This window comes from Heyndrickxia acidicola (genome assembly GCF_001636425.1).
Taxonomy (GTDB): Bacteria; Bacillota; Bacilli; order Bacillales; family Bacillaceae_C; genus Bacillus_AE; species Bacillus_AE acidicola.
Map to the genome: position 1 here is coordinate 2530412 of NZ_KV440953.1, position 22914 is coordinate 2553325.

Below are 22914 nucleotides of genomic sequence, written 5' to 3' on the forward strand. Positions count from 1 at the left end.
CCTCAAAACTAAACAAAAACAGAAACGTCTTTTTATGAAGCGAAGCTTCATTTTCCTTAGAAAGGAGGTGATCCAGCCGCACCTTCCGATACGGCTACCTTGTTACGACTTCACCCCAATCATCTGTCCCACCTTCGGCGGCTGGCTCCAAAAGGTTACCTCACCGACTTCGGGTGTTACAAACTCTCGTGGTGTGACGGGCGGTGTGTACAAGGCCCGGGAACGTATTCACCGCGGCATGCTGATCCGCGATTACTAGCGATTCCGGCTTCATGTAGGCGAGTTGCAGCCTACAATCCGAACTGAGAATGGTTTTATGGGATTGGCTAAACCTCGCGGTCTTGCAGCCCTTTGTACCATCCATTGTAGCACGTGTGTAGCCCAGGTCATAAGGGGCATGATGATTTGACGTCATCCCCACCTTCCTCCGGTTTGTCACCGGCAGTCACCCTAGAGTGCCCAACTGAATGCTGGCAACTAAGGTCAAGGGTTGCGCTCGTTGCGGGACTTAACCCAACATCTCACGACACGAGCTGACGACAACCATGCACCACCTGTCACTCTGTCCCCCGAAGGGGAAAGCCCTATCTCTAGGGTTGTCAGAGGATGTCAAGACCTGGTAAGGTTCTTCGCGTTGCTTCGAATTAAACCACATGCTCCACCGCTTGTGCGGGCCCCCGTCAATTCCTTTGAGTTTCAGCCTTGCGGCCGTACTCCCCAGGCGGAGTGCTTAATGCGTTAGCTGCAGCACTAAAGGGCGGAAACCCTCTAACACTTAGCACTCATCGTTTACGGCGTGGACTACCAGGGTATCTAATCCTGTTCGCTCCCCACGCTTTCGCGCCTCAGCGTCAGTTACAGACCAGAGAGTCGCCTTCGCCACTGGTGTTCCTCCACATATCTACGCATTTCACCGCTACACGTGGAATTCCACTCTCCTCTTCTGCACTCAAGTCTCCCAGTTTCCAATGACCCTCCACGGTTGAGCCGTGGGCTTTCACATCAGACTTAAGAAACCGCCTGCGCGCGCTTTACGCCCAATAATTCCGGACAACGCTTGCCACCTACGTATTACCGCGGCTGCTGGCACGTAGTTAGCCGTGGCTTTCTGGTTAGGTACCGTCAAGGTACCGCCCTATTCGAACGGTACTTGTTCTTCCCTAACAACAGAGTTTTACGATCCGAAAACCTTCATCACTCACGCGGCGTTGCTCCGTCAGACTTTCGTCCATTGCGGAAGATTCCCTACTGCTGCCTCCCGTAGGAGTCTGGGCCGTGTCTCAGTCCCAGTGTGGCCGATCACCCTCTCAGGTCGGCTACGCATCGTTGCCTTGGTGAGCCGTTACCTCACCAACTAGCTAATGCGCCGCGGGTCCATCTGTAAGTGATAGCCGAAGCCATCTTTCAATATCCCCCCATGCGGAGGAAGAAGTTATCCGGTATTAGCCCCGGTTTCCCGGAGTTATCCCAGTCTTACAGGCAGGTTACCCACGTGTTACTCACCCGTCCGCCGCTAACCAAAAGGGAGCAAGCTCCCAATTGATTCGCTCGACTTGCATGTATTAGGCACGCCGCCAGCGTTCGTCCTGAGCCAGGATCAAACTCTCCAAAAAAGAGTTGATATAGCTCTTAAAGTTGTTGTCTATATTAAGACAAAGAATTAACGTTGACGTTTCTGTTTTGTTTAGTTTTCAAAGAACTATGCATTCGCTTTTGTGACAGCGACTTTTTAATCTTATCATTTCCAAATCGCTATGTCAACAACTTTTTTCATTTTTATTTTTCCGCCGCTGCTTTTGGTTTAGCTCAGCAGCGACGTATATAAATATAACAAGTAATTCACCTATCGTCAACACAAAAATGATATTTTAAGATAATTTTTTCAATACCCTATAATGTCTATGGAAAATCCCAGGGCCTTTTGTCGTCACATTTATAACCTGCACAAAGTTTTTCTCTATTAAAAACTCCAAAAGAATACTGAGATCCACATTATAATGCTCAAGATCCGGATGATTTAATAGCTCATTAATCGTCCATTCATCATGATCTTCCATAACCTCAAGCAGGTGTGCAGCACCGAAGCTTGTACGGGAATGAATCAGAAACTCACTTGCTATAAATAGAAGCTCAAGTCTTTTTTCAAGAGATTCTTCGCTTGTAAGCAGCTCCTCATACAGCTTAAATATTTCAGGTTCAATCTGCCTGACCTGGTTCCATACCGTAATTTCAGGATGAAAGCCATTTTCAATTACAGCTAGACGTGCAAGATGGTGGAGAGCATGAACCACATAGTTATACGCATCCAAGTGCTGTCCATTTTCAAAAAAGGCTTTGCCTTCCATATACCGGCGTACGAGCTTGGCAAATTCTAAACCAATTTTTATTTTTCTTTCATAAAACGGAAAGTCTCTTAATTCATTTTTTAATCCAGTCATATACTCATTGCGGTCAAAAAGAATTTTGCCTTGGGTAATCCATTCTACAATCTTCCGATTAGAACCAAGTAGCATCCATTCCTTTAATTGGTCTTCCCGGACAATATGCAAAGCTGCTTTTTTGTTATCATACGTGTAATTCTTAATAAAGTAAGGTGTTTCAAGCTCTTTTACGATAACTAAAAGAACTGTATCAAACGTATCTGTAATGGTTATCTCGTGAAGCTTCTTTTCAATGCTTAATATTGACAGCGTATTTGCCTGGCTCGCCCTTTCTTGATAAATGGGCCGAAGGATGTCCTCCATCTTCATTCCTCCAACATATCCTTAATGTAAGATATACTTCGACAATGATAAAGTATTTCCTCCTATTTGAAAAGTCCATTTTCAGCACTTTTGATTTAGATTTAATTTTTCGAATTTTGTGTTATAGTTACATAGAGGAGGGACTCATGTGGCAAAGTATTCTAGCAAAATTAATAAGATCCGCACCTTTGCTCTCAGCCTTGTATTTATAGGATTTGTAATCATGTATATCGGCCTCTTTTTTAAAAGCCATCCAATCATTATGAGCATCGTTATGATTTTAGGGGTTCTCGCCATTTTGGCCAGTACCGGGGTCTATTTCTGGATCGGAATGCTGTCTACGAGAGCCATTCAAGTTGTTTGCCCCAATTGCCAAAAGCCAACAAAAATATTGGGCAGAGTGGATATGTGCATGCACTGTAACGAACCATTGACCCTGGACAAAAATTTAGAAGGCAAGGACTTTGATCAAAGCTATAATCGAAAAAGCAGCCAGCAGCAATAAATAGGAAATCATTTCACAAAAAGGCTTTGTTAAAGGACTCTGTTGTTTTTTGCTCATTCGTGTTAGCTAAAAAACGCGATGTTATCAACATTGAAATTAAACATAGCCCACAAAAAAAGAATTGCTGTCCACGCAATTCTTTTTTTCTAATCTGTATGGAAATCGGTCATGTTCAGCTAAATTTACTAAACGTTTTTAGCATGGCGTTCAAAAAATCCGCATGCTTAATGTACGGCTTTGCTGGTGCATTCAGGACAGGTACCGTAAATCTCCATGCGATGATGGCTGATCTTAAAACCGGTAACATGAGACGCTAGTTGCTCCACCTCATCCAGTCCTGGATAATGGAAATCAACAATCTTTCCGCAGCCCTCGCAAATAACATGGTAATGCTCTGTTGTCACAAAATCGAATCGGCTGGAGGAATCTCCGTAAGTCAACTCTTTTACCAGCCCAACCTCTCGGAACACCCGCAGGTTGTTGTAGACAGTAGCCACGCTCATATTAGGGAATTTGCCCTCAAGTGCCTTGTAAATTTCATCAGCCGTTGGATGGGTCATAGATTGAATAAGGTATTCTAATATGGCATGACGCTGAGGAGTAATGCGGACTCCCGTTTCCTTCAACGTATCAATTGCTTCTTTCATTTGATGTTCAGACACCGCCATGCACCTCTTTTCTTATTAAATATTTATTCTAAATTAAAAGTTGTTATAATAAGTTTACTCATGACCTGAATATATGTCAATGATTTGAAATGTAAGCCCTAAGCCTGATGTAAATTATTTTCCTTTGTGCCGAGACGAGCATTCACCATCCTTGCAGCAACAAATAAGAAGTCTGAAAGGCGGTTCAAATAGGCAATTGCAAGAGGATTGACTTCATCAAGAGTGACGGCACACCTTTCTGCTCTTCTCACGACAGTTCTCGCATAATGAAGGCCTGCACCAGCCTGATGCCCTCCAGGCAAAATAAAGTTCTTTAGGGGTTCTAATTCTGCATCCCATTCATCAATGGTTTTCTCCAGTGTATCTATATCCTCCTGAGTAATTTTCCATTTGACTTCTTTCCCAGCCGGGGTGGATAGTTCTGCTCCAACGTGAAAAAGAGCTGTCTGCACTCTGTGGAAAATCTCCAAAAATGCTTGGTCATTCTCTAAGGCGGTGCCCTTTACATAGCTTAGAGCCAGTCCAATCATTGAATTGGCCTCGTCACAGGTCCCATACGCTTCTACACGGATATCATTTTTTGCGATTCTTTCACCGTAAACTAATGAGGTAGTTCCTTTATCTCCGCTTTTAGTATAGATTCTCATTATTAATACCCCTTCTCCTGATCCACTACATTTTTAAATTGGCCCTCTTTATTACTATATGTATGTAGATTGTGTTTAAATATTTCAAATGCTCTTGGTAAATAATTCTGGCTGTGGCTTGATATATGAGGTGTAATCGTTAAATTCTCGATTTTCCAAAATGGATGTGATGCGGGCAGCGGTTCCTCCTGAAACACATCCAAAAAAACATGTGCAATTTCCCCGTTATCAAGAGCCGTTTGCAAAACCTTTTCCTCTACTGCATCACCCCTGCCAATATTAATAAAAACAGCCGTCTTTTTCATCGCTTCAAAATGTTCCATCTTATAAAAGTGAGTGGTTTGGGCTGTACTTGGCAAAATGGAAACAAGGTAATCGGTTTTTTTCAAACCCTCATTCATCGTTTCGGCTGTATACATTTCATCAAAATTAGCCGTCTCCCTCCCATTACTATTCATTCCCAGCGTATGCATGCCAAAGGCTTTGGCCAGCCTGGCAATTTCCTGTCCAATTGCCCCCGCACCTGCCACCATCAACGTTTTACCATGGACCTCCTGAAGAGGTAGGTGAGTGTTCCACTCTGACTTTTTTTGCTGCTCCCAAATAGTGCGGAACTGCTTTTCATGCTGAAGGATATATCCAAAGGTAAACTCGGCCATCGGAATTTTATGAATTCCTCTCGCATTTGTTATCATGATTCCTCGTTTTTTAATGGCTTTCCACGGCATTTTTTCAAGTCCGGCGGAGGTGACCATAATCCATTTAAGGTCTTTGGCTGAATCTATATCCTCATTTTTTAAGTCTTCCCCAAACGTAATGAGGATCTCGGCATCCTTGATATCACTTGTTTTAAAATGCCTCTTTTTTATAAAAGTAAACACTGTATCTGGGAAGGACTGCTGAATATCGTTCTTTATTTCATCTGGGGGGTTAAACGTACATACCGCTTTCATTTGTCTGCCTCTCTTCCGTTGCATTCTTACTTTTATCTTACCATTGAAGGCAATATTGTGAAAATAATGATTTTACTCCATGCTTTTTATCCAAGGTTTTGTTAAAGGATACTGTTGTTTTTTAGCTCATTCGCGTGAAACGAGCAGTTATCAGCATTAAATATTAACACATCATTATCCAAAAAAAGAGGACCGATTGCTCGGTCCCTAATGTTAGACTATCTGAGGAGGTATGCCCTAGTATAAGGTATGTCACTAGCGACCTTTTGAATGGACAAATGCCGCATATAAGTAAAAATAGGCTTTATTTTTCAGAAAGGTTCTCTTTTATGAACTGAAGTGCCTCTTCTACATGGCCATCCACTTTTACTTTTCTCCACTCCTTCACAAGCTCGCCTTCACGATTAATAATAAAGGTGGATCGTTCAACTCCCATGTATTCTTTGCCGAAATTCTTTTTAAGTTTCCATACACCATACGCTTCAGAAGCTTTATGCTCTTCATCTGCTAAAAGTAAAAATGGCAGACCATGCTTTTCAATAAATTTTCCGTGCCGTTCAAGAGGATCTGGGCTTACCCCCAAAATGACGGCATCCAATTCTGAAAACCGCTCATGCTGATCCCGAAAATCGCAGGCTTCAGTTGTACACCCAGGCGTCATATCCTTCGGGTAAAAATAAAGAACTACGTGTTTTTTGCCTGTATAGTCAGACAGCTTCACTGTTTCCCCATTGCTTGCATGCAATTCAAAATCTGGTGCCTGCTTGCCAATTTGTATTGAAGTCATAGTAAATATCCTCCTTCATTCGTTATAAGACAAGCGTAACGGAATCAATAAAGGAAGGCAAATTATTGCTTTTTACTAACTGGGCTTTCCTCATAACCAAACATGGATTTAACCACAAAGGCCGCTGGCAAAGTGTATCCGAGCAATGCCTCCAGCACTACAAGGAATCTCCCAAACCCATGCGGGATAATATCGCCAAATCCTACTGAGAAAAGTGTCATAGCACTCAAATAAAGACAGGTGCCGAATTTGCTTGGAAAATTGCCTTCCAATGGCGCATTATGCTCCGTAATAATCGGCATACCTTTTACTTCACAAAGCATGTATAACAGGCCGAAGCCCATCATAATGATGCTGTAAGTAAAAGCAAGAAAAAGAAAATTTTCGAATGAGAAAAGCTTGTACCTAAGCTTAGCAGGCATAAATAAAGTTCGAATGCTCATTGCAATACAAAGAATGACACACAACATCAAACCATACACCATATGCTGTTCTCCCTTTTTTCCAATTAATTTATCTTACGATTCCACTGACCGTTATATGAAGAAAACCTTGTATTATTTGGAATCGTTTTACGTTTTCCAGAAAAAGAGCGGCTACTGGACATCACTATGGGGAAGGCATAAAATGAAGTTTGAGTTTCTCAATAGGAGGTTATTCTATGAATTTTTCGCAATCTGAACTTTTACATAATGAAGCACAAAAACACATTGTAGGAGGCGTCAACAGCCCTTCCCGTTCCTACAAGGCAGTTGGCGGCGGTTCTCCGGTTGCCATGAAGCGCGCAAAAGGCGCTTATTTCTGGGATGTGGATGATAACCGTTATATTGATTATCTTGCCGCTTACGGTCCCATCATAACAGGACACGCCCACCCGCATATTACTGAAGCCATTAAAGAAGCGGCTGAAAATGGCGTACTATACGGCACGCCGACTCCCTTCGAAGTAAAATTTGCAGAAATGCTGAAAGAAGCAATTCCAGGCATGGACAAAGTCCGTTTCGTTAACTCAGGCACTGAAGCCGTTATGACGACCATCCGTGTGGCAAGAGCTTATACTGGCCGAGATAAAATCATTAAATTCGAAGGCTGCTATCACGGACACTCAGACCTTGTGCTTGTAGCGGCAGGCTCCGGCCCATCTACTCTTGGGACTCCGGATTCAGCAGGGGTTCCAAAGAGCATCGCAAAAGAAGTAATCACGGTACCATTTAATGATATTAAACCTTTTAAAGAAGCTCTTGAAAAATGGGGGCATGAGGTTGCAGCTGTTCTGGTTGAACCGATTGTCGGCAATTTCGGGATTGTAGAGCCAAATCCGGGCTTTTTAGAAGAAGTGAATGCACTTACCCATCAGGCAGGAGCATTAGTCATTTATGATGAGGTCATTACTGCGTTTCGTTTCATGTATGGCGGTGCTCAAGACCTGCTTAGTATTACACCTGACTTAACTGCATTAGGAAAAATTATCGGGGGCGGCCTTCCGATTGGCGCTTATGGCGGGAAAAAAGAAATCATGGAGCAAGTTGCCCCGCTTGGACCTGCATACCAAGCAGGAACCATGGCGGGTAATCCAGCGTCCATCCTCTCTGGTATTGCATGCCTTGAGGTGCTGAAGGAAGAAGGAATTTACGAAAAGCTTGACCGACTTGGCGCTATGCTTGAAGAAGGCATCAGAGCTGCTGCTGCTAAGCATAATGTGACCATTACCCTTAACCGTTTAAAGGGTGCTTTGACCATTTATTTTACAGACGAAAAAGTAGAAAATTACAAGCAGGCGGAAGCTTCAAACGGTGAAATTTTTGCACGGTTTTTTAAATTGATGCTGCATCAGGGAATTAACCTTGCCCCGTCTAAATATGAGGCCTGGTTTATCACAACCGCCCATACGGTAGAAGATATTAAAGAAACGCTTCAGGCTGTCGATCATGCGTTTTCACAGCTATAAACGTAAGATACGTTTTTAAAAACCTGAAAAGTCCTGCGATATTGCAGGACTTTTTTAATTGGAAAAGAATATGATTTCAAGGGAAAGGGAAAAATTTAGGCTTGAAATTCTGGAAAAGACACTGTATATTACTACATTATTGTTTAGTATTTCATGATTGTTTTATACACCCTTCATTTGGATATAGGAAGTAATACTAGACTCTGAAGATTTTTAAAGTATAGAGAGGAATATATAAATTATGAAGCTTGGCGCCCGCATTATAAAAACGGGGATAGCAATAACATTAGCTTTATTTTTAGCCCAGCTGCTCCATTTACCTTCTCCTATGTTTGCTGGTATTGCTGCAACCTTTGCCATAAAGCCCACTATCTATCGCTCTTATCTGTCCATTGTTGAACAGATACAGGGAAATGTGATTGGGGCTGTTATTGCCGTTGTCCTGGTAATATTTTTTAGCAATCACTTTTTAATCGTTGGTCTTGGAGCCATTTTGACGATCATTATTATGTTAAAGCTTAGGCTGGAAAACACAATTGGCTTGGGACTCGTTACCATGATTGCCATTATGGAATCACCCGGCCAGCATTTCCTGCAGTTTGCCGGAATACGCTTTTCGACGCTATTATTAGGAATTCTTTCTTCTTTTATCGTTAATCTCGTGTTCATGCCACCAAAGTACGAAAATAAGTTATATTTACGAATTTCCAATATGACAGAAGACGTTCTGAAATGGATGCGTTTGACCTCCCGACAGGAATCGGATTACCATTTATTAAAAAATGATATTAAGAAATTTAAAGAGCGCTTAAACAAAGTAAATGAATTTTATACTCTTTATAACGAGGAACGGGGTTATTTCCAAAGAGTAAATAAAGACAAAAAACGAAAGCTTGTTATATACAAACAAATGGTATTTGTATTGCAGCTGAGCTTCAGCATTTTAAAAATGCTGCACCGCTTTGAAAACGATCTGTGCCAGATGTCTGAAAACATGAAGTATCTCCTACAGGAACGTGTAGATTCTCTTTCAAATGAGCATGAAAAGCTTTTGCTCATGTTTTTGGGAAAAGTTCGGCCTTTGACTGAAACCGAGTCAAATTTAGAGATGAGCCAAAGTGAGGATTTGATGAATCTTTTTATTTCTGAGATTAAAGAGCATCATATACAGGATCAGGTACAGACATACCATCTGATGAGACTGCTATCCACCATCGTGGAATACCAGGATGAACTTAGACATTTGGAAATCCTCATTGACAGCTTCCAAACCTACCATCACGGAAAAAACGAAGTGGAGATACAAGAAGGAATGGATGAGTAAAGACAGCTGTATTGTTAATGGATTATATAAGAAAAAGAGAACGCCGGCGAAAGCTGGCGTTCTCTTTTTTCTCCCTTTTTCATTCATACATATATTAGGGAAACGGAGGAAGAATATTGATTAAGAATAATGCAAAGGATGTTTTAGAGGATGCTGGGAAAAAAGAAGGTCATTCTGTTAATGGTAGTTCTCCCTTGGTGTTCCCTCCCGTTTCTTGGAGTCAGATCGATTAAACGCTATCTTCCTGGAGCTTTGTTTATGAGCTGCTTTCTTTTGGCAGAAGGACTTATTGCTGAAAAGAAGAGATGGTGGAGGTTTTTTGGTAAGTACAAGCCAAATGTCCTGGGAGAAATTCCATTAATTATTGGTCCCTTTTTCATCGGCTCCCTTTGGATACTAAAATACACTTACGGTAAATTCAAGCGATATATGGCAGTTAATACGATAGTCGACTCTTTTTTTATTTACCTGGTTCTTATTTATTTTAAAAAAATTAATTACGCTTCACTGGTTAGGCTAAAAAAATTCCAACTTTCAATGATTTTCTTAATAAAGTCCATTTCAATGTACGGCTTTCAATTCTTATTCGAAAAATTATTTACCAGACCAAAATCAAAATCGACTTTGCCGGATGATTGAACACTTATCACTTTGAAGCATTTGGGATTTTTCGCTTAAATAGACAGAAATGCACAATCATACATTTTCCGCTGCTTTCGTATACCACACAATCCATTAATTAAAAGAGGGAGCTGCTTCATGAAAAAGTTTTTTTACGTGACAATTATGATTCAAATTTTCACGACATTGCTCTCGATTCGATTGAATCGGAAAAAAGAAAATAGACAGGATCGAAAATTGTACTTTAAGTTAATGCTAGGGGGATTTATTTGGTCACAGCTTCAAACAGAGTACCTCATCCTCCGCATTAAAAGAGACACTGAAAAAGCTGCTCAAAAGTATCATTAAAAAGTTTAACTCAACTTTTTTCTTGGTGAGCAGGCTATCCCTTCTGGTTTTGAAACATTATTTCAACCCCTGTCTCTTATTATTCCTTTCTCATCTTATCCTCAGGAGCAATTCATCTGCCTTCTTCCGAACACAACCAGATTGGAGATACACTAACGCAAATGGAGGTACTTTAGATTTTGGAAAAAAACATGAAGTCGGTTTTTTAACGATCACTACAATGATTTCCTTATTCCTTCTTCCTTTGTCCATCATAAAACGTCCCTTCAAGGATTGGATCATTGTGTATCTTGTGAGTGTTATTGGTAATTCCCTTGCAGATCGCTATCTTGTATCCAAGGGATATTTGGAATATAAAATACGGCCTTCCCAAAATTGTTTTCCCACCACCTTCCCTTTGATTGGATTTTCTACCCGTTATTATTGCTTTATTACAATCAATGGACACTTAACAGCAAGCCGTTGGGGATATTCCTCAAAATACTCCCTTTCGCAATTCCGGAAGTGATTATTGAAACGATTGCCGAACGAAAGTCGAATCTAATCACATGGAAAAAGGGCTGGACTTGGTACCACTCGTTTACGAGCCTGGCTATTAAGTTTTTGCTTTGCCGGCTTGTAATCGCCGTTATTCGAAAAATAAATAATAAAACTCTCTCTATTTCTTAGGAAAAAAAGCCATATAAAAAGGACGTGAGTCTATTCACGTCCTTTTTATATGGCTACTTGGCCTAGACATCCAGCTGCTGGATTTGGAACAAATGAAAATAACTTCCCTGTTTTCCCATTAGCTCTTCATGCCTTCCCATTTCTACAATTCTGCCATGCTCAATCAGAATGATACGATCGGCATGCGTTATAGTCGATAGACGGTGGGCCACGATAAAGGTTGTTCTGTCCTTAGCCAGTTCTTCTAGCGCCTCCTGTATCAGATGCTCACTTTCCAGATCAAGGGCCGATGTAGCTTCATCAAGAACCAGAATAGGAGGGTTTTTTAAAAATACCCTGGCTATAGCAATCCGCTGCTTTTGCCCCCCGGAAAGCTTAACACCCCTTTCACCCACCTGTGTATCATAGCCGTCTGGGAGATTCAAAATAAATTCATGGGCATTTGCAGCTTTGGCAGCAGCAATTACCTCTTCTTCTGTGGCTCCTGGCCTTCCCAGCATAATATTCGCTCTTACCGATTCACTAAATAAGATGTTATCCTGCAGAACCATTCCGATTTTGTCTCTTAGGCTTCTGACCTTGAAATCACGGATATCCGTTCCATCTAATACAATTTTCCCCTGTGTAACATCATAAAAACGGGGGATCAAACTAACCAGAGAAGACTTTCCGCCTCCGCTCATACCCACCAATGCTACAGTTTCACCCGCTCGAACCTTTAAGTCCACGTCCTTTAGAACAGGATCCTCCTCTTTATCGTAGGAAAAGCTTACATGCTGAAAGTCCAGCTCCCCTTTTACATGTTTACATTCAACTGCTCCAGGCTTATCATCAATATCGTATTTTTCATCAATTAGTTCAAACACACGATCCATAGAAGCAAATGCCTGCGTAAGGGTTGTACCAGAATTAACCAGACGGCGCAGCGGACTGTACAGATTATCAATATAAGCGATAAAAGCTGCCAAAGTTCCGACTGATAAATGCCCATGGATAACCTGATATCCAGCATAAAAGATAATAATGAGCGGGGCAATATCTGTAATCGTATTTACTACAGCAAACGATTTGGCTGTCCAACGGGTATGCGTAAGTGCCTTATCCAGGAAGTTGCTGTTCTTTAACGCAAACTGTTCCTGTTCATGATCTTCAATTGCAAAACTCTTTATAATCGGCATCCCCTGAACCCTTTCATGCAGAAAACCCTGAACCTCTGCGAGAGCCTGTGACCGATCTCTTGTATATTTACGGAGATTTCCAAAAAAGTATTTAACGGATCCTCCGTACAATGGGAAAACAATAACAGAAATCAACGTTAATCTTATATCCATCCTGCACATCAAGATGATCGTAATGATAATGGTAATAGAATCAAGCCAAACGTTCATTAATCCTGTAATGACAAAATCCTTTGTCTGCTCCACATCATTGATTACCCTTGAAATCACTTCACCTGCACGGGTATTGGCATAAAACTTAAAGCTCAGCCTTTGCAAATGAGTAAAAAGACTATCACGGATATTATAAAGAACTTTACTTGAAGTCCACTGTGCATAATATTGCCTATAGTACTCTACCGGCGGCCTTACAACAATAAAAATAACCAGCATAACGGTCATCACCAATACAAGCTTGGATGACTTTTCTGCAATAGTCATATGATGATTATTAATGATGTCATCAATGACATACTTAATCAGCTGCGGAATCAATAATGGAATCCCAAATTTAATAATTCCAATAATGATCGTTCCAATGATTTGAATTCTAAATGGTCTTACAAATTGCAAATACCTTCTCATACTTCCCACTCTAAAAACCTCCGATATTCTCCAATCCTTCTTCTATATTGTACTTCCTCTACCATTGCGTCTGTGGATCCCTTCTCCAACTCTACTCACGCACGATGAACAAATGCTCATACTAAATTTTATACTTGTCCATCAAAAAAGCCTGTTGACCATAACACCAACAGGCAGAATCTCCATTTAAAAGGTGAACTATTGCTTATAAAAAAACACAAAAACACTATTGGCGATAAGTTAAATAACGCTCATACCAGATATCAATAAAATCAGGTGCAAACGGGCCTTTTCGCTGCCTTATCCATCTGACAAGGTTGTCAACATTCCGTTTTAAAATATGATCTATAACATCAGGATACCCCATTTGTTTGCGATGATACTCATATTCATCCTCATCCAAAAGGGTATAGGTCATATCAGGGAAAACCTTGATATCCAAATCATAGTCAATATATTTTAATGCCTCACTGTCATATACAAATGGGGATCCAAGATTGCAATAATAATATATACCATCTTCCCGTATCATGCCAATGATATTGAACCAGTGATCCGTATGGAAGTAGCAGATGGCTGGCTCCCTTGTTATCCAAGTCCTTCCGTCCGACTCTGTTACAAGCGTTCTGTCGTTTCCCCCGATAACGATAGACTTGGACCCCTTTAAAACGGTAGTCTCCTCCCATATACGATGTATCAGGCCATTATGTTTATAACTATGTATTTGTATTTTTTTACCTTCAACTGGAATCCCCATTTCTTCTCCCCTTCTTTCTTTATTTATTTTTATAGGAGGCCCCGCTTCCAATCCAATTTTTAGTACGAAAAGCTGGTTATGTATGTGTAGTACCATTTTTTCCTTAATAATATGTATAATACCTGTTTCTAAAGCTTTTCCCTTTTTTAAAACAGGTAATTCAATCCGTTCCTGTTAAATCATAAAGTTTTTACTATTATAACGGTTTTCAAGGATTTTTAAAACAAAAAGAGCCCATTTCCCAAGGGCTCTCTAAGCAAATCTGTTTTCGCGTAGATTGTTGCTTTAAGTAAAAAGAAAAGTTTCGTTTGTTGTCTGTCTTCTCGGCATCTTTTCGTAAGCAGTTCACAAGTTTTATTCTGAATTTGGTTTTTTGTATAAAAAGCAACAAAATTTACAAAAAGGGCACTAAGCAAAAATCTCTTCTTCAACTGCTTTATTTACCGGTGCAATACAATTTTCAGCATTATTTCAATATATGACGAAAAGAGATGCCCCAAGGAATTATCCAGATAATGATCCTGTAAAGACTTTAAGCGAATAGCTTTTGCTTATGATAGGAGCGGATCACTTCATCCGTCTGCATTTCAAAGGTTTTTTGTATTTCTTTTAGTTCATTTTTCATTAAGATAATTTCCTTTTTAATGCTGTCCAGCCTTGCGGATTCCTCCAGCTCCTGAAGTTCTCCCTCAAGCTCTTGGCATCGTTCAATCTCGGATTGCAAGTACAAAAGCTTTTCCATCGTTTTCATTTGGTCCGAGACAAGCTCATTGAATGCTTTCATTGCTACAAACCACCCTTTTCATTAGCCCTTTTATACATCAATTCGCTCAGAAATAAAAAATCCCTTTGACTAGTTATGTCATAAAAATAATGCTTTTGTCGAAATAGGAATCTGGCAATAAGAAAAGCGCAAGCGCCTTGCTCATCGGTGTACAGATTTCAGAGTCTTCGACTGAGATAAAGGAATCAAAGCGAGGCCGCTCACGAGCTGACATTGACTTATCGTAGGGAGGAGACGTAGAAATCTGCTAGCCGATAGACGCTGGAGCTAGACAAACATTAAAAGGGCACCATCTGATAGGTGCCCTTTCTTCATGCTTATTGTTGGCCGAATTTGCCAGCATTTTGAGACTTGCGAGATTCAGCTTGTTGGTTTTGTTGTTTTACTTTTTGAACGCTAGTTTCACTTCCGAACTCAGTTCCGTATTGGCCTTGAGATTTTTGTTGGCCTTGTGCAGAACGAGCGTTTTGCTGTCTTACTTCTTGAGCGTTTGTTTCACTTCCGAACTCAGTTCCGTATTGGCCTTGAGCGCCTTGTGAAGATTGTGCATTTTGTTGTTTTACTTTTGATACGTTAGTACCTGCTTGAGTTTTTCCCATTTCTTTTGCCATTGTAATCACCTCCACGTAAATTAATGTAACCAAAGCCGGAGGTGCTTATGTGTTTTTTCGACAAAAAATAAAAAGAATAAATTGGGAATTGTTACTTGCTGAAAGAATAAGGCTTTCGTTATAACGCTCTGTTGTTTTTTAGTTCATTTTACATTAAAGAAAGGAAACCAAAGCAAACTTGTTTGCTTTGGTTTCCTTTCTCTTTACTGTATTTTCAGCTGAGCTGAAAGGCGTCTGAAACGGCAGTTTCACACGAATGGCTAAAAAACGAGCAGTTTTCAACATAGAACTTTAACATAGCCTATTTTTTAAAAAAGAAACCTTTTCTAGAGAGTGAGCGACCTTCCTCCGTCCACAATAATCGTCTGCCCTCTGATCATTGATGCATCCTCCGATATTAAAAATTTCACGGCCTTCACCATGTCATCAATTTCAACCATACGTCCTGCTGGTGTATTTTTTCTTGCATCCTCCAACATTTCCTCACGATTAGGAAAATGCTTCAGAGCATCTGTATCAAGGGCACCTCCTGAAACTGCGTTTACCACTATATTTTTAGGACTTAGTTCAACAGCAAGGTAGCGGGTTAATGCCTCTACAGCTGCCTTGGAAACGCCAACTGTCGTATAATTTTCCAGGACGCGGATTGAGCCCAGCGAGCTTAGGCTGACAATCTTGCCTCCGCCGCCCTTTTCCATTAACTTGGCTGCCTCCTGTGCACAGAATAACAACGCTTTACTGTTAATATTCATCGTCCAATTCCAGTGTGTTTCTTCAAGCTCCATTGCTGGGCGCAAAACCCCTGATGCAGCATTCGAAATGAACACATCCAGCCTGCCGTATGTATTTTCAATTTCTTCAAACATATGTTTAATTTTATCGACATCGCCTACATTTGCTTTTACCAGCAGCGCCTTTCTTCCAATCCTTTCAATTTCTTCCACTGTTTCAAGGGCTGCCGATTTACTGCGGGCATAATTAATTACTAGGTCATAGCCTTCCTTAGCCAATTCAATTGCAATGGCTTTCCCTACTCCACGGCTGCTTCCCGTTACCAATGCCACTTTGTTTGTCATTTATACACACCATCCTTCACTTTTAAATAGTTCTATTGTACAGATAGAAGGAATGAATCACAAACATTGAGGGAATATAAACAGAGAAAAACCGTTCACATATGCTTTTTCCTTTTAATTTTGCCGTGTTAATCTTGCCTTTTGAATTTCGCTTCAGGAGCAGGGGAGCCTTCTTCTTGCATGCTTCTGAGAGGTATCCACCTAAAACGATTCCCCTAACCAGGAGTCTCGCTTTTCATCTCCAATCAACATATGTCTCAAATTAACATTAATCTGTAACAGAGCCTTTAATTTAATCAGCTTAGGCCATGATCAGGCCCGAAAGGAGTTTTCAATATGCATGATGGACGCGATATGACGGAGCTATCAATGATTTCAATAACGGATTGGTCTGAGGAAGAGCTTTCCTTCTTTCATTATTCCCTGCAGCAGATGGTTCCTTATCTGAATGCAGAAGGCCAAACCATTCACAGGGAAATAATAGAGGAAATTGAAAAGCGGGGAGGATTTAATCACGGTTAAGTCAAGAAAAGCGGAAGCGCCTTGACCATCGGCGTACGGATTTCCTAGTCTTCAACTGAGATAAAGGAAACACAGCGAGGCTTTTCACAAGCTGATGTTGACTTATCGTAGGGAGGAGACGTAGAAATCCGATAGGCGCTAAAGCTGGACAAAGATTAAATTGGTTAAACAATTTTCAAAAAAAGTCTTCATTAAACGACACTGTTGTTTTTTAGCTCACGCCTTTCAGCTAAGCTGAAAGGCGTGAAACGATAGTTTCACACGAATGCACTTTAAACTGCAGACTAACAGATAATTATTGGAAATAAACTCCTAATAAATAAGAAGGATTTTATCGTGATTTCCATTAATCACATCTAATTCCTATCAATAGCTGGCAAGCTAAGAATTTTTTTTATCTAGATTCCTTTCATTGGCCATGCACCATTGAAAGGAGCCCAAATACAATATCGTAGCGCCCAGATTTAAAGCTGAAATCTGTATAGACGGTCATAAAAGGCTTTTAAGAATTGGTAAAGGAGCTGTTCGGAGGGGGCAAGTTTTCTTGTGTTCGGGGTAATGAGACCTACAGATCGTGCAAATTTTGCATCACTAATTTCAGCAGTTACAACACCTCCAGGCAAATGACTGGCAAGCGCAAGTTCTGGCAGAATAGCAATTCCGATTCCTGCTGAAACCAACCCTTTAATTGTATCCATATCCTCTCCTTCAAAAGCAATGGCAGGTTCAAATCCTGCCTGCTCACACGCTTTATCAAGAAATTGGCGAATGGGCAAACCCGCTCGGAAAGTCACAAAGCGTTCTGAACGCAGCTGCCCAACTCGGATAGAATGCTGCTGTGCAAGAGGATGATGTTCCGGCATTAAAAGCAGAATTTTTTCAGTAAATAAAATATCCCCTTTTACTAATGGCTCATCCTGGGGAACAGGAGCTGCAAAGGCAATATCAACTTCACCCCGTTCCATCAGCTTTAACAGGTAGCCTTGCGTCCCTTGCAGCAGCTGAAATTGCAAATTAGGATGCATTTCCTTAAATTGTGAAAATACCATAGAAAAGGTTTGAACCGATAAACCTGTTGAAAATCCCAGCTTTAATACTCCTGCATTAGGATTTAAATATTCCTCCACTTTTTTCTTGGCTTTATCCAGCTCAAGTAATACCAGCTCCGCATGTTCAAGAAAGGTTTTGCCGATTGGCGTTAATTGGACATTTCTGCCTTCCCTGTAAAAAAGCGTGACTCCCAGCTCTGCTTCGAGCAGAGAGATTTGCCTGCTCACCGCCGATTGTGCTATATGCATTTCTTCAGCAGCCTTCGTTACATGCTCACGCTTTGCTACCTCAATAAAGTATATCAATTGGCGTAATTCCACTACTCCACCTCAAACGTTCTAATCTTTAGATTGTTTTCATCTTTATTATATATTGTATAGATTAATTAACATAAAGTAAAATTTGAATCATCACACTTTTCGGACAGAATTTGTTATGGAAGGAATGTTTGAAATGAGACTAAACTTACAAAATCAGCATACCACCGGGCTTTACCGTCCACAATATGAGCATGATGCCTGCGGTATTGGCTTTTATGCAGATATAAAAGGACGTCCTTCTCATGAAATTATTACGACTGCTCTGGAAATGCTTGCGAGGCTGGATCACCGTGCCGGTAAAAGCTCAGACAATGAAAGCAGTGACGGAGCAGGAATTCTTCTGCAGATTCCTCACGAATTTTTCATCAAAGCCTGCCCCTTTCCACTCCCCGAACAAGGCAGCTATGCTGCTGGAATGCTTTTTATGCCGCAGGATTACCAACTGCAGAAGGACATTTTAGCCGCTTGGAAAAAGGAAGCAGGCTCTTTAGGGCTCTCTTTTATAGGTGAAAGAGCAGTGCCTGTAAATCCCAATGTAATAGGTACAGCCGCCAGGAAAGCCCAGCCGCAGATCACTCAGGTTTTCCTGGAGCCATGTTCAGCACTAGAAGAAACACTTTTTCAGAAGAAGCTTTATCTGTTGAGGAAAAAGGTAGAGAAGCAGTTTCCTTCTATTTTATATGTAGCGAGCCTTTCCAATCAAACGATTGTGTATAAGGGGATGCTTTCTGCCGAGCAGCTGCCTTTATTTTATCCTGATCTTGGCATGGAATTATTTAGTTCTTCCATCGCATTAATTCATTCGCGCTTCAGCACGAACACTTTTCCCAGCTGGGACCGTGCACACCCCAACAGGATGCTGGCACATAATGGTGAAATTAACACCATCAAAGGAAATGAAAACTGGTTCAATGCAAAGACAGCTTTATTGGCAGAAGAACTTACAGACCTTCCAATTGAAGAGATCACCCCTATCATACAGCCTGGCGGAAGCGATTCCGCTATGTTCGATAATGTATTGGAATTTATCACTCTAAATGGGATTTCTTTGGCCCGTTCGATCATGATGATGGTGCCGGAGCCATGGGAGCAGCAAAATGATATGCCCCCTTTCCTTAAAGCCTTTTACCAGTATCACAGCCAATTGATGGAGCCGTGGGACGGACCAATGGCACTCGGCTTTACAAATGGAAAACAAATTGGGGCAACACTCGACCGGAATGGGCTGCGTCCAGGAAGATATTATCTAACAAAGGATGATAAGGTGATCTTTTCCTCTGAGGTGGGGGTAGTCGACATTCCCGATGAGATGATTCTGGAAAGGCGCAGCCTTAAGCCTGGAGAACTCCTGTTTGTTGACACCGAGCAGGGACGTATTCTTTCGAATGAAGAACTCAAAACCCTTGTCAGTACTCAAGAACCATACAGTGAATACAGCGAAAGCTCCGTTCTCACCCTTAACAGCAAAAAAGAACGCCTTGCCGCTCTTCCCGGACATCAGCCAGAACAGCTCCTATACCTTCAAAGGGTGTTTGGATATACGTATGAAGAAGTGACAAAATCCATTAAACCTATGGCAGAGGAAATGAAGGAAGCCACTGGTTCCATGGGTCTGGACACACCTTTAGCTGTTTTGTCAGAGAGGCCGCAGCTTCTCTATCATTATTTTAAACAGGGATTCTCCCAGGTTACAAATCCGCCAATTGATGCCCTAAGAGAAGAATGTGTCATTTCCACTTTAACGTGGCTGGGAGCACAGTCCTCCTTTCTTCGTCGCAGTGAAATGGACAATAAACGCATTCTATTGGAACACCCATTCCTTGATACCGAGAGCTTTTTTGCAATCCAAAACAAACAAATTAAAGCAGCTGAAATAAAGATAGCCTATTCAGCAGCTGATGGAGAAACCCGTTTAAGAACTGCATTAGAAGAGCTCTTTACGCAGGCAGAAGAAGCGATTGAAAAAGGCGCTGCCCTTCTTATCTTATCAGACCGGCTGAATGATACGCTGGACGTTCCAATGCCGGCTTTACTTGCAACATCTGCCCTCCATCATTATTTAATAAAAAAAGGATTACGGACAAAGGCAAGCTTAATTCTGGATTCCGGGGAGCCCCGCGATCCACACCATATGGCCATGCTGCTTGGATACGGAGCGGATGCCATCCACCCCTATTTAGCGTTTGAAACACTTAGAAGTCTTGTCCAGGAGAAGCACTTGTCCTGTTCGTACAAAGAGGCAGTACAGCATTATCTCCATGCTGTATTAAACGGTGTTGTAAAAATTATGTCCAAAGTGGGCATTTCGGCCATCCAAAGCTATCGTGGTGCTAAAACCTTTGAAGCCATTGGAATATCAAGCGAAGTTACGGAACTCTATTTCACAGGAACCCCGAGCCAAATAAGCGGGATTGGATTGAATGAAATTGCCGCCGAATCACTCTCCCGCTATCAGCAGGCTTTAAATGGTTTTAAAATTGCTGACCCAGCATTAGAAACAGGAAGCGAGCTTCAATGGCGGAAGGAAGGCGAACATCATCAATTCAATCCTTTAATCATTCATACACTGCAGCGTGCCGCACGTACCAATGATAAAGAAGTTTATAAGAAATTTACAGAGATGCAGCAAACCGGTCCTTTTACGACCATCCGCAGCTTACTTACTTTAAAGAGCAGCCGACAGCCAATCGAATTGGAGGAAGTAGAGTCGATTGAAGTCATTTTTAAACGCTTTAAATCAGGAGCGATGTCATATGGTTCTTTAAGTAAAGAAGCACATGAAGCATTAGCCATCGCAATGAACAGAATCGGAGGAAAAAGTAACAGCGGCGAGGGCGGCGAAGAGGATAGCCGTTATACACTCGATGAAAATGGAGACTCTCGACGGAGTGCCATTAAACAGGTTGCCTCGGGCCGTTTCGGTGTTACAAGCCACTATTTAACAGAATCCGATGAAATTCAAATTAAAATGGCACAAGGAGCAAAGCCGGGTGAAGGCGGCCAGCTCCCCGGAAGCAAAGTATATCCTTGGATTGCTGAAGTAAGGAGATCCACACCAGGAGTAGGGCTTATCTCCCCTCCTCCCCACCATGATATTTACTCAATTGAAGACCTTGCTCAGCTGATTCATGATTTGAAAAGCGCCAACCCATACGCACGCATCAGTGTAAAGCTTGTGGCAAAGGCTGGTGTTGGAACCATTGCAGCAGGCGTAGCAAAAGGGCTGGCTGATACCATTTTAATTTCCGGCCATGATGGAGGCACAGGAGCTTCCCCTCGTTCCAGCATAAAGCATGCAGGTGTACCTTGGGAGCTCGGGCTGGCAGAGGCTCACCAGACGCTGGTGTTAAATGGCCTGCGAGATCGGGTTACCCTTGAAGTCGACGGAAAGCTCATGTCAGGACGGGATGTTCTCATCGCTGCATGCCTTGGTGCTGAGGAATATGGATTTGCAACTGCTCCTCTCGTTGCATTGGGCTGCATCATGATGAGAGCCTGCCACTTGGACACATGTCCAGTAGGTGTTGCTACACAGAATCCTAAGCTGAGGGAAAAATTTATGGGCAGTCCTGACCATATTGTAAATTATTTAACGTTTATTGCAGAAGAAATTCGTGAGCTGTTAGCTGAATTGGGTTATCGAAGCTTAAACGAGCTTGTAGGGCAGACTCAGCTCCTCCGCATAAAAGATGAAGTACAATCACATTGGAAAGCGAAACATTTGAACCTTGAGGATTTGCTTTTCAAGCCTCTTTTAAAAGAAGGAAGCTTTTACTATAAAGCCCAGGAGCAAGAGCATCAACTGGATACACGATTTGACCAAAGAAACCTCCTTCCTGTTTGTGAAGAACTGATATCAAGCGGACAAAAGGCAGTATTCACCTTCCCTATCAGAAATACGGACCGGACAATCGGTACCACTCTGGGATATAGCATTTCAAAGGCATTTGGAGCAGCCGGCCTTCCAAAGGATACGATTGAACTGGTTTTAAAAGGATCAGCAGGGCAGAGTCTTGGGGCATTTATTCCAAAAGGCTTGAGCATTATCCTTGAAGGCGATGCAAACGATTATGTAGGGAAAGGGCTGTCCGGCGGAACAATTATTATCAAGCCTGGAAGCAAGTGGGACTTATCTCATGCCCATACCATCATTGGAAACACGACCTTTTTCGGAGCGACATCAGGCGAAGCCTATATACGCGGAGGTGCAGGACAGCGCTTCTGTGTTAGAAACAGTGGTGCATACGCAGTTGTAGAAGGGGTCGGCGATCACGGATGCGAATATATGACTGGTGGCCGTGTTGCTGTCCTGGGCCCTGTCGGCAAGAACTTTGCTGCAGGTATGTCCGGCGGAGTCGCTTATATTTATACAGGCCAAGAAGCTGGTGACACTTTTGATAAAATTAACCGTGAGATGGTCAGCGTTGAGGACAGCTTAACGGATCAGGATTGCGTTGAACTCTATCAAATGATTGAAAAGCATTACCACTATACCTCCAGCCCCATAGCCGGTGAAATTTTGAGAAATTGGAGTACAGCCTTAAACCAATTTTTAAAAGTGATTCCACTTGAATATAAGAGTATGACGAATATGATCGATATCCTTCACAACCGTGGATTGTCCGCATCAGAAGCTGAGCTTGAGGCTTTTCGATTAAAACAAAGCAATGTTGTTCTGGATCCGGTTGAAGAAGCTGAAAGCCTCAGTACAGAACTGAAGGGCTAGTTTGCAGGGATGTTCCTTGCAAGCTGGCTTTAACCTAATAAAGGAGTGAAGA

The 22914-nt window shown here is 41.8% G+C and carries 20 protein-coding genes and 1 rRNA gene; 8 read left to right on the plus strand and 13 right to left on the minus strand.

All coding sequences use genetic code 11. The annotated features are described in order from the left end of the window. Window positions 1–60 precede the first annotated feature (60 nt). Together A5N88_RS11895 and A5N88_RS11900 are read right to left on the minus strand one after the other, a co-directional pair. Window positions 61–1613: ribosomal RNA gene (locus A5N88_RS11895) — 16S ribosomal RNA — on the minus strand. 255 nt (window positions 1614–1868) lie between these two features. Beyond that, window positions 1869–2744: a nucleotidyltransferase-like protein gene (locus A5N88_RS11900; protein ID WP_066266238.1), complete on the minus strand. Its 876-nt coding sequence runs from the start codon at window positions 2742–2744 to the stop codon at window positions 1869–1871. Between the two features lie 148 nt (window positions 2745–2892). On the opposite strand from A5N88_RS11900, the gene A5N88_RS11905 reads away from it, so the two are divergent. Beyond that, window positions 2893–3249: a YgzB family protein gene (locus A5N88_RS11905; RefSeq protein WP_066266240.1), complete on the plus strand. Its 357-nt coding sequence runs from the start codon at window positions 2893–2895 to the stop codon at window positions 3247–3249. 224 nt (window positions 3250–3473) lie between these two features. On the opposite strand, the gene perR is transcribed toward A5N88_RS11905, so the two are convergent. The 5 genes from perR to A5N88_RS11930 all read right to left on the minus strand — a co-directional run bounded on the left by perR (window position 3474) and on the right by A5N88_RS11930 (window position 6789). Continuing rightward, a complete protein-coding gene (perR, locus tag A5N88_RS11910; protein WP_066266241.1) occupies window positions 3474–3917 on the minus strand; it encodes a peroxide-responsive transcriptional repressor PerR in 444 nt (147 codons plus the stop codon). A gap of 98 nt (window positions 3918–4015) precedes the next feature. Further along, the gene (locus A5N88_RS11915; RefSeq protein ID WP_066266243.1) at window positions 4016–4564 is read right to left on the minus strand and encodes a cob(I)yrinic acid a,c-diamide adenosyltransferase; all 549 of its coding nucleotides are present in this window, start codon (window positions 4562–4564) and stop codon (window positions 4016–4018) included. 2 nt (window positions 4565–4566) lie between these two features. Further along, a complete protein-coding gene (locus A5N88_RS11920) occupies window positions 4567–5517 on the minus strand; it encodes a D-2-hydroxyacid dehydrogenase (protein ID WP_066266247.1) in 951 nt (316 codons plus the stop codon). A 304-nt stretch (window positions 5518–5821) separates the two neighbouring features. Beyond that, window positions 5822–6304, minus strand: a complete 483-nt coding sequence (gene bcp, locus A5N88_RS11925) for a thioredoxin-dependent thiol peroxidase (protein ID WP_066266249.1) — start codon at window positions 6302–6304, stop codon at window positions 5822–5824. A gap of 62 nt (window positions 6305–6366) precedes the next feature. Beyond that, window positions 6367–6789 (minus strand): potassium channel family protein, encoded by a 423-nt coding sequence (locus A5N88_RS11930; protein ID WP_066266257.1) that lies wholly within the window; start codon window positions 6787–6789, stop codon window positions 6367–6369. A gap of 176 nt (window positions 6790–6965) precedes the next feature. Between A5N88_RS11930 and A5N88_RS11935 the strand changes: the two genes are divergently transcribed. The 5 genes from A5N88_RS11935 (at window position 6966) to A5N88_RS26280 (ending at window position 11214) form a co-directional block, all read left to right on the plus strand. Further along, window positions 6966–8252, plus strand: coding sequence for a glutamate-1-semialdehyde 2,1-aminomutase (locus tag A5N88_RS11935; protein ID WP_066266259.1), 1287 nt, complete (start codon window positions 6966–6968; stop codon window positions 8250–8252). 241 nt (window positions 8253–8493) lie between these two features. After that, on the plus strand, window positions 8494–9576 hold the full coding sequence (locus A5N88_RS11940) for an FUSC family protein (protein WP_066266262.1): 1083 nt from the start codon (window positions 8494–8496) through the stop codon (window positions 9574–9576). Window positions 9577–9726: 150 nt separating this feature from the next. After that, window positions 9727–10215, plus strand: a complete 489-nt coding sequence (locus tag A5N88_RS11945) for a hypothetical protein (protein WP_066266264.1) — start codon at window positions 9727–9729, stop codon at window positions 10213–10215. A 120-nt stretch (window positions 10216–10335) separates the two neighbouring features. Further along, window positions 10336–10545, plus strand: a complete 210-nt coding sequence (locus A5N88_RS11950) for a hypothetical protein (protein WP_066266267.1) — start codon at window positions 10336–10338, stop codon at window positions 10543–10545. Window positions 10546–10968: 423 nt separating this feature from the next. Further along, window positions 10969–11214 carry a CBO0543 family protein gene (locus tag A5N88_RS26280; RefSeq protein ID WP_302467003.1) on the plus strand — a complete coding sequence of 82 codons (246 nt, stop codon included), beginning with the start codon at window positions 10969–10971 and terminating at the stop codon, window positions 11212–11214. A 62-nt stretch (window positions 11215–11276) separates the two neighbouring features. Here A5N88_RS26280 and A5N88_RS11955 read toward each other — a convergent pair whose 3' ends face one another. From A5N88_RS11955 to fabL, 5 genes are all read right to left on the minus strand, one after another. Continuing rightward, the gene (locus tag A5N88_RS11955) at window positions 11277–13025 is read right to left on the minus strand and encodes an ABC transporter ATP-binding protein (protein WP_066266269.1); all 1749 of its coding nucleotides are present in this window, start codon (window positions 13023–13025) and stop codon (window positions 11277–11279) included. Window positions 13026–13242: 217 nt separating this feature from the next. Further along, complete coding sequence (gene ntdP / locus A5N88_RS11960) at window positions 13243–13773, minus strand: nucleoside tri-diphosphate phosphatase (RefSeq protein ID WP_066270474.1); 531 nt, start codon at window positions 13771–13773, stop codon at window positions 13243–13245. A 532-nt stretch (window positions 13774–14305) separates the two neighbouring features. Next, window positions 14306–14557, minus strand: a complete 252-nt coding sequence (locus A5N88_RS11970; RefSeq protein ID WP_066266275.1) for a YgaB family protein — start codon at window positions 14555–14557, stop codon at window positions 14306–14308. Between the two features lie 317 nt (window positions 14558–14874). Beyond that, window positions 14875–15168: a gamma-type small acid-soluble spore protein gene (locus tag A5N88_RS11975; protein WP_066266276.1), complete on the minus strand. Its 294-nt coding sequence runs from the start codon at window positions 15166–15168 to the stop codon at window positions 14875–14877. 326 nt (window positions 15169–15494) lie between these two features. Further along, window positions 15495–16244, minus strand: a complete 750-nt coding sequence (gene fabL, locus A5N88_RS11980) for an enoyl-[acyl-carrier-protein] reductase FabL (protein WP_066266277.1) — start codon at window positions 16242–16244, stop codon at window positions 15495–15497. 336 nt (window positions 16245–16580) lie between these two features. On the opposite strand from fabL, the gene yfhS reads away from it, so the two are divergent. Beyond that, the gene (gene yfhS / locus A5N88_RS11985; RefSeq protein WP_066266278.1) at window positions 16581–16766 is read left to right on the plus strand and encodes a mother cell protein YfhS; all 186 of its coding nucleotides are present in this window, start codon (window positions 16581–16583) and stop codon (window positions 16764–16766) included. Between the two features lie 464 nt (window positions 16767–17230). On the opposite strand, the gene gltC is transcribed toward yfhS, so the two are convergent. Continuing rightward, complete coding sequence (gene gltC, locus A5N88_RS11990) at window positions 17231–18136, minus strand: glutamate biosynthesis transcriptional regulator GltC (protein WP_066266284.1); 906 nt, start codon at window positions 18134–18136, stop codon at window positions 17231–17233. A gap of 133 nt (window positions 18137–18269) precedes the next feature. Between gltC and gltB the strand changes: the two genes are divergently transcribed. Continuing rightward, window positions 18270–22862 carry a glutamate synthase large subunit gene (gene gltB, locus A5N88_RS11995; RefSeq protein WP_066266288.1) on the plus strand — a complete coding sequence of 1531 codons (4593 nt, stop codon included), beginning with the start codon at window positions 18270–18272 and terminating at the stop codon, window positions 22860–22862. The last annotated feature ends 52 nt before the right edge of the window (window positions 22863–22914 follow it).

Excerpts from the sequence above, each read along its gene's own strand:
- A5N88_RS11945 (WP_066266264.1), top strand. The coding sequence starts at position 9,727 with ATGCTGGGAAAAAAGAAGGTCATTCTGTTAATGGTAGTTCTCCCTTGG.
- A5N88_RS11935 (WP_066266259.1), top strand. The coding sequence starts at position 6,966 with ATGAATTTTTCGCAATCTGAACTTTTACATAATGAAGCACAAAAACAC.
- perR (WP_066266241.1), bottom strand. The coding sequence starts at position 3,917 with ATGGCGGTGTCTGAACATCAAATGAAAGAAGCAATTGATACGTTGAAG.
- A5N88_RS11930 (WP_066266257.1), bottom strand. The coding sequence starts at position 6,789 with ATGGTGTATGGTTTGATGTTGTGTGTCATTCTTTGTATTGCAATGAGC.
- gltB (WP_066266288.1), top strand. The coding sequence starts at position 18,270 with ATGAGACTAAACTTACAAAATCAGCATACCACCGGGCTTTACCGTCCA.
- ntdP (WP_066270474.1), bottom strand. The coding sequence starts at position 13,773 with ATGGGGATTCCAGTTGAAGGTAAAAAAATACAAATACATAGTTATAAA.
- A5N88_RS11915 (WP_066266243.1), bottom strand. The coding sequence starts at position 4,564 with ATGAGAATCTATACTAAAAGCGGAGATAAAGGAACTACCTCATTAGTT.
- A5N88_RS11970 (WP_066266275.1), bottom strand. The coding sequence starts at position 14,557 with ATGAAAGCATTCAATGAGCTTGTCTCGGACCAAATGAAAACGATGGAA.
- bcp (WP_066266249.1), bottom strand. The coding sequence starts at position 6,304 with ATGACTTCAATACAAATTGGCAAGCAGGCACCAGATTTTGAATTGCAT.
- A5N88_RS11920 (WP_066266247.1), bottom strand. The coding sequence starts at position 5,517 with ATGAAAGCGGTATGTACGTTTAACCCCCCAGATGAAATAAAGAACGAT.
- yfhS (WP_066266278.1), top strand. The coding sequence starts at position 16,581 with ATGCATGATGGACGCGATATGACGGAGCTATCAATGATTTCAATAACG.
- A5N88_RS11975 (WP_066266276.1), bottom strand. The coding sequence starts at position 15,168 with ATGGCAAAAGAAATGGGAAAAACTCAAGCAGGTACTAACGTATCAAAA.
- A5N88_RS11900 (WP_066266238.1), bottom strand. The coding sequence starts at position 2,744 with ATGGAGGACATCCTTCGGCCCATTTATCAAGAAAGGGCGAGCCAGGCA.
- A5N88_RS11940 (WP_066266262.1), top strand. The coding sequence starts at position 8,494 with ATGAAGCTTGGCGCCCGCATTATAAAAACGGGGATAGCAATAACATTA.
- fabL (WP_066266277.1), bottom strand. The coding sequence starts at position 16,244 with ATGACAAACAAAGTGGCATTGGTAACGGGAAGCAGCCGTGGAGTAGGG.
- A5N88_RS11950 (WP_066266267.1), top strand. The coding sequence starts at position 10,336 with ATGAAAAAGTTTTTTTACGTGACAATTATGATTCAAATTTTCACGACA.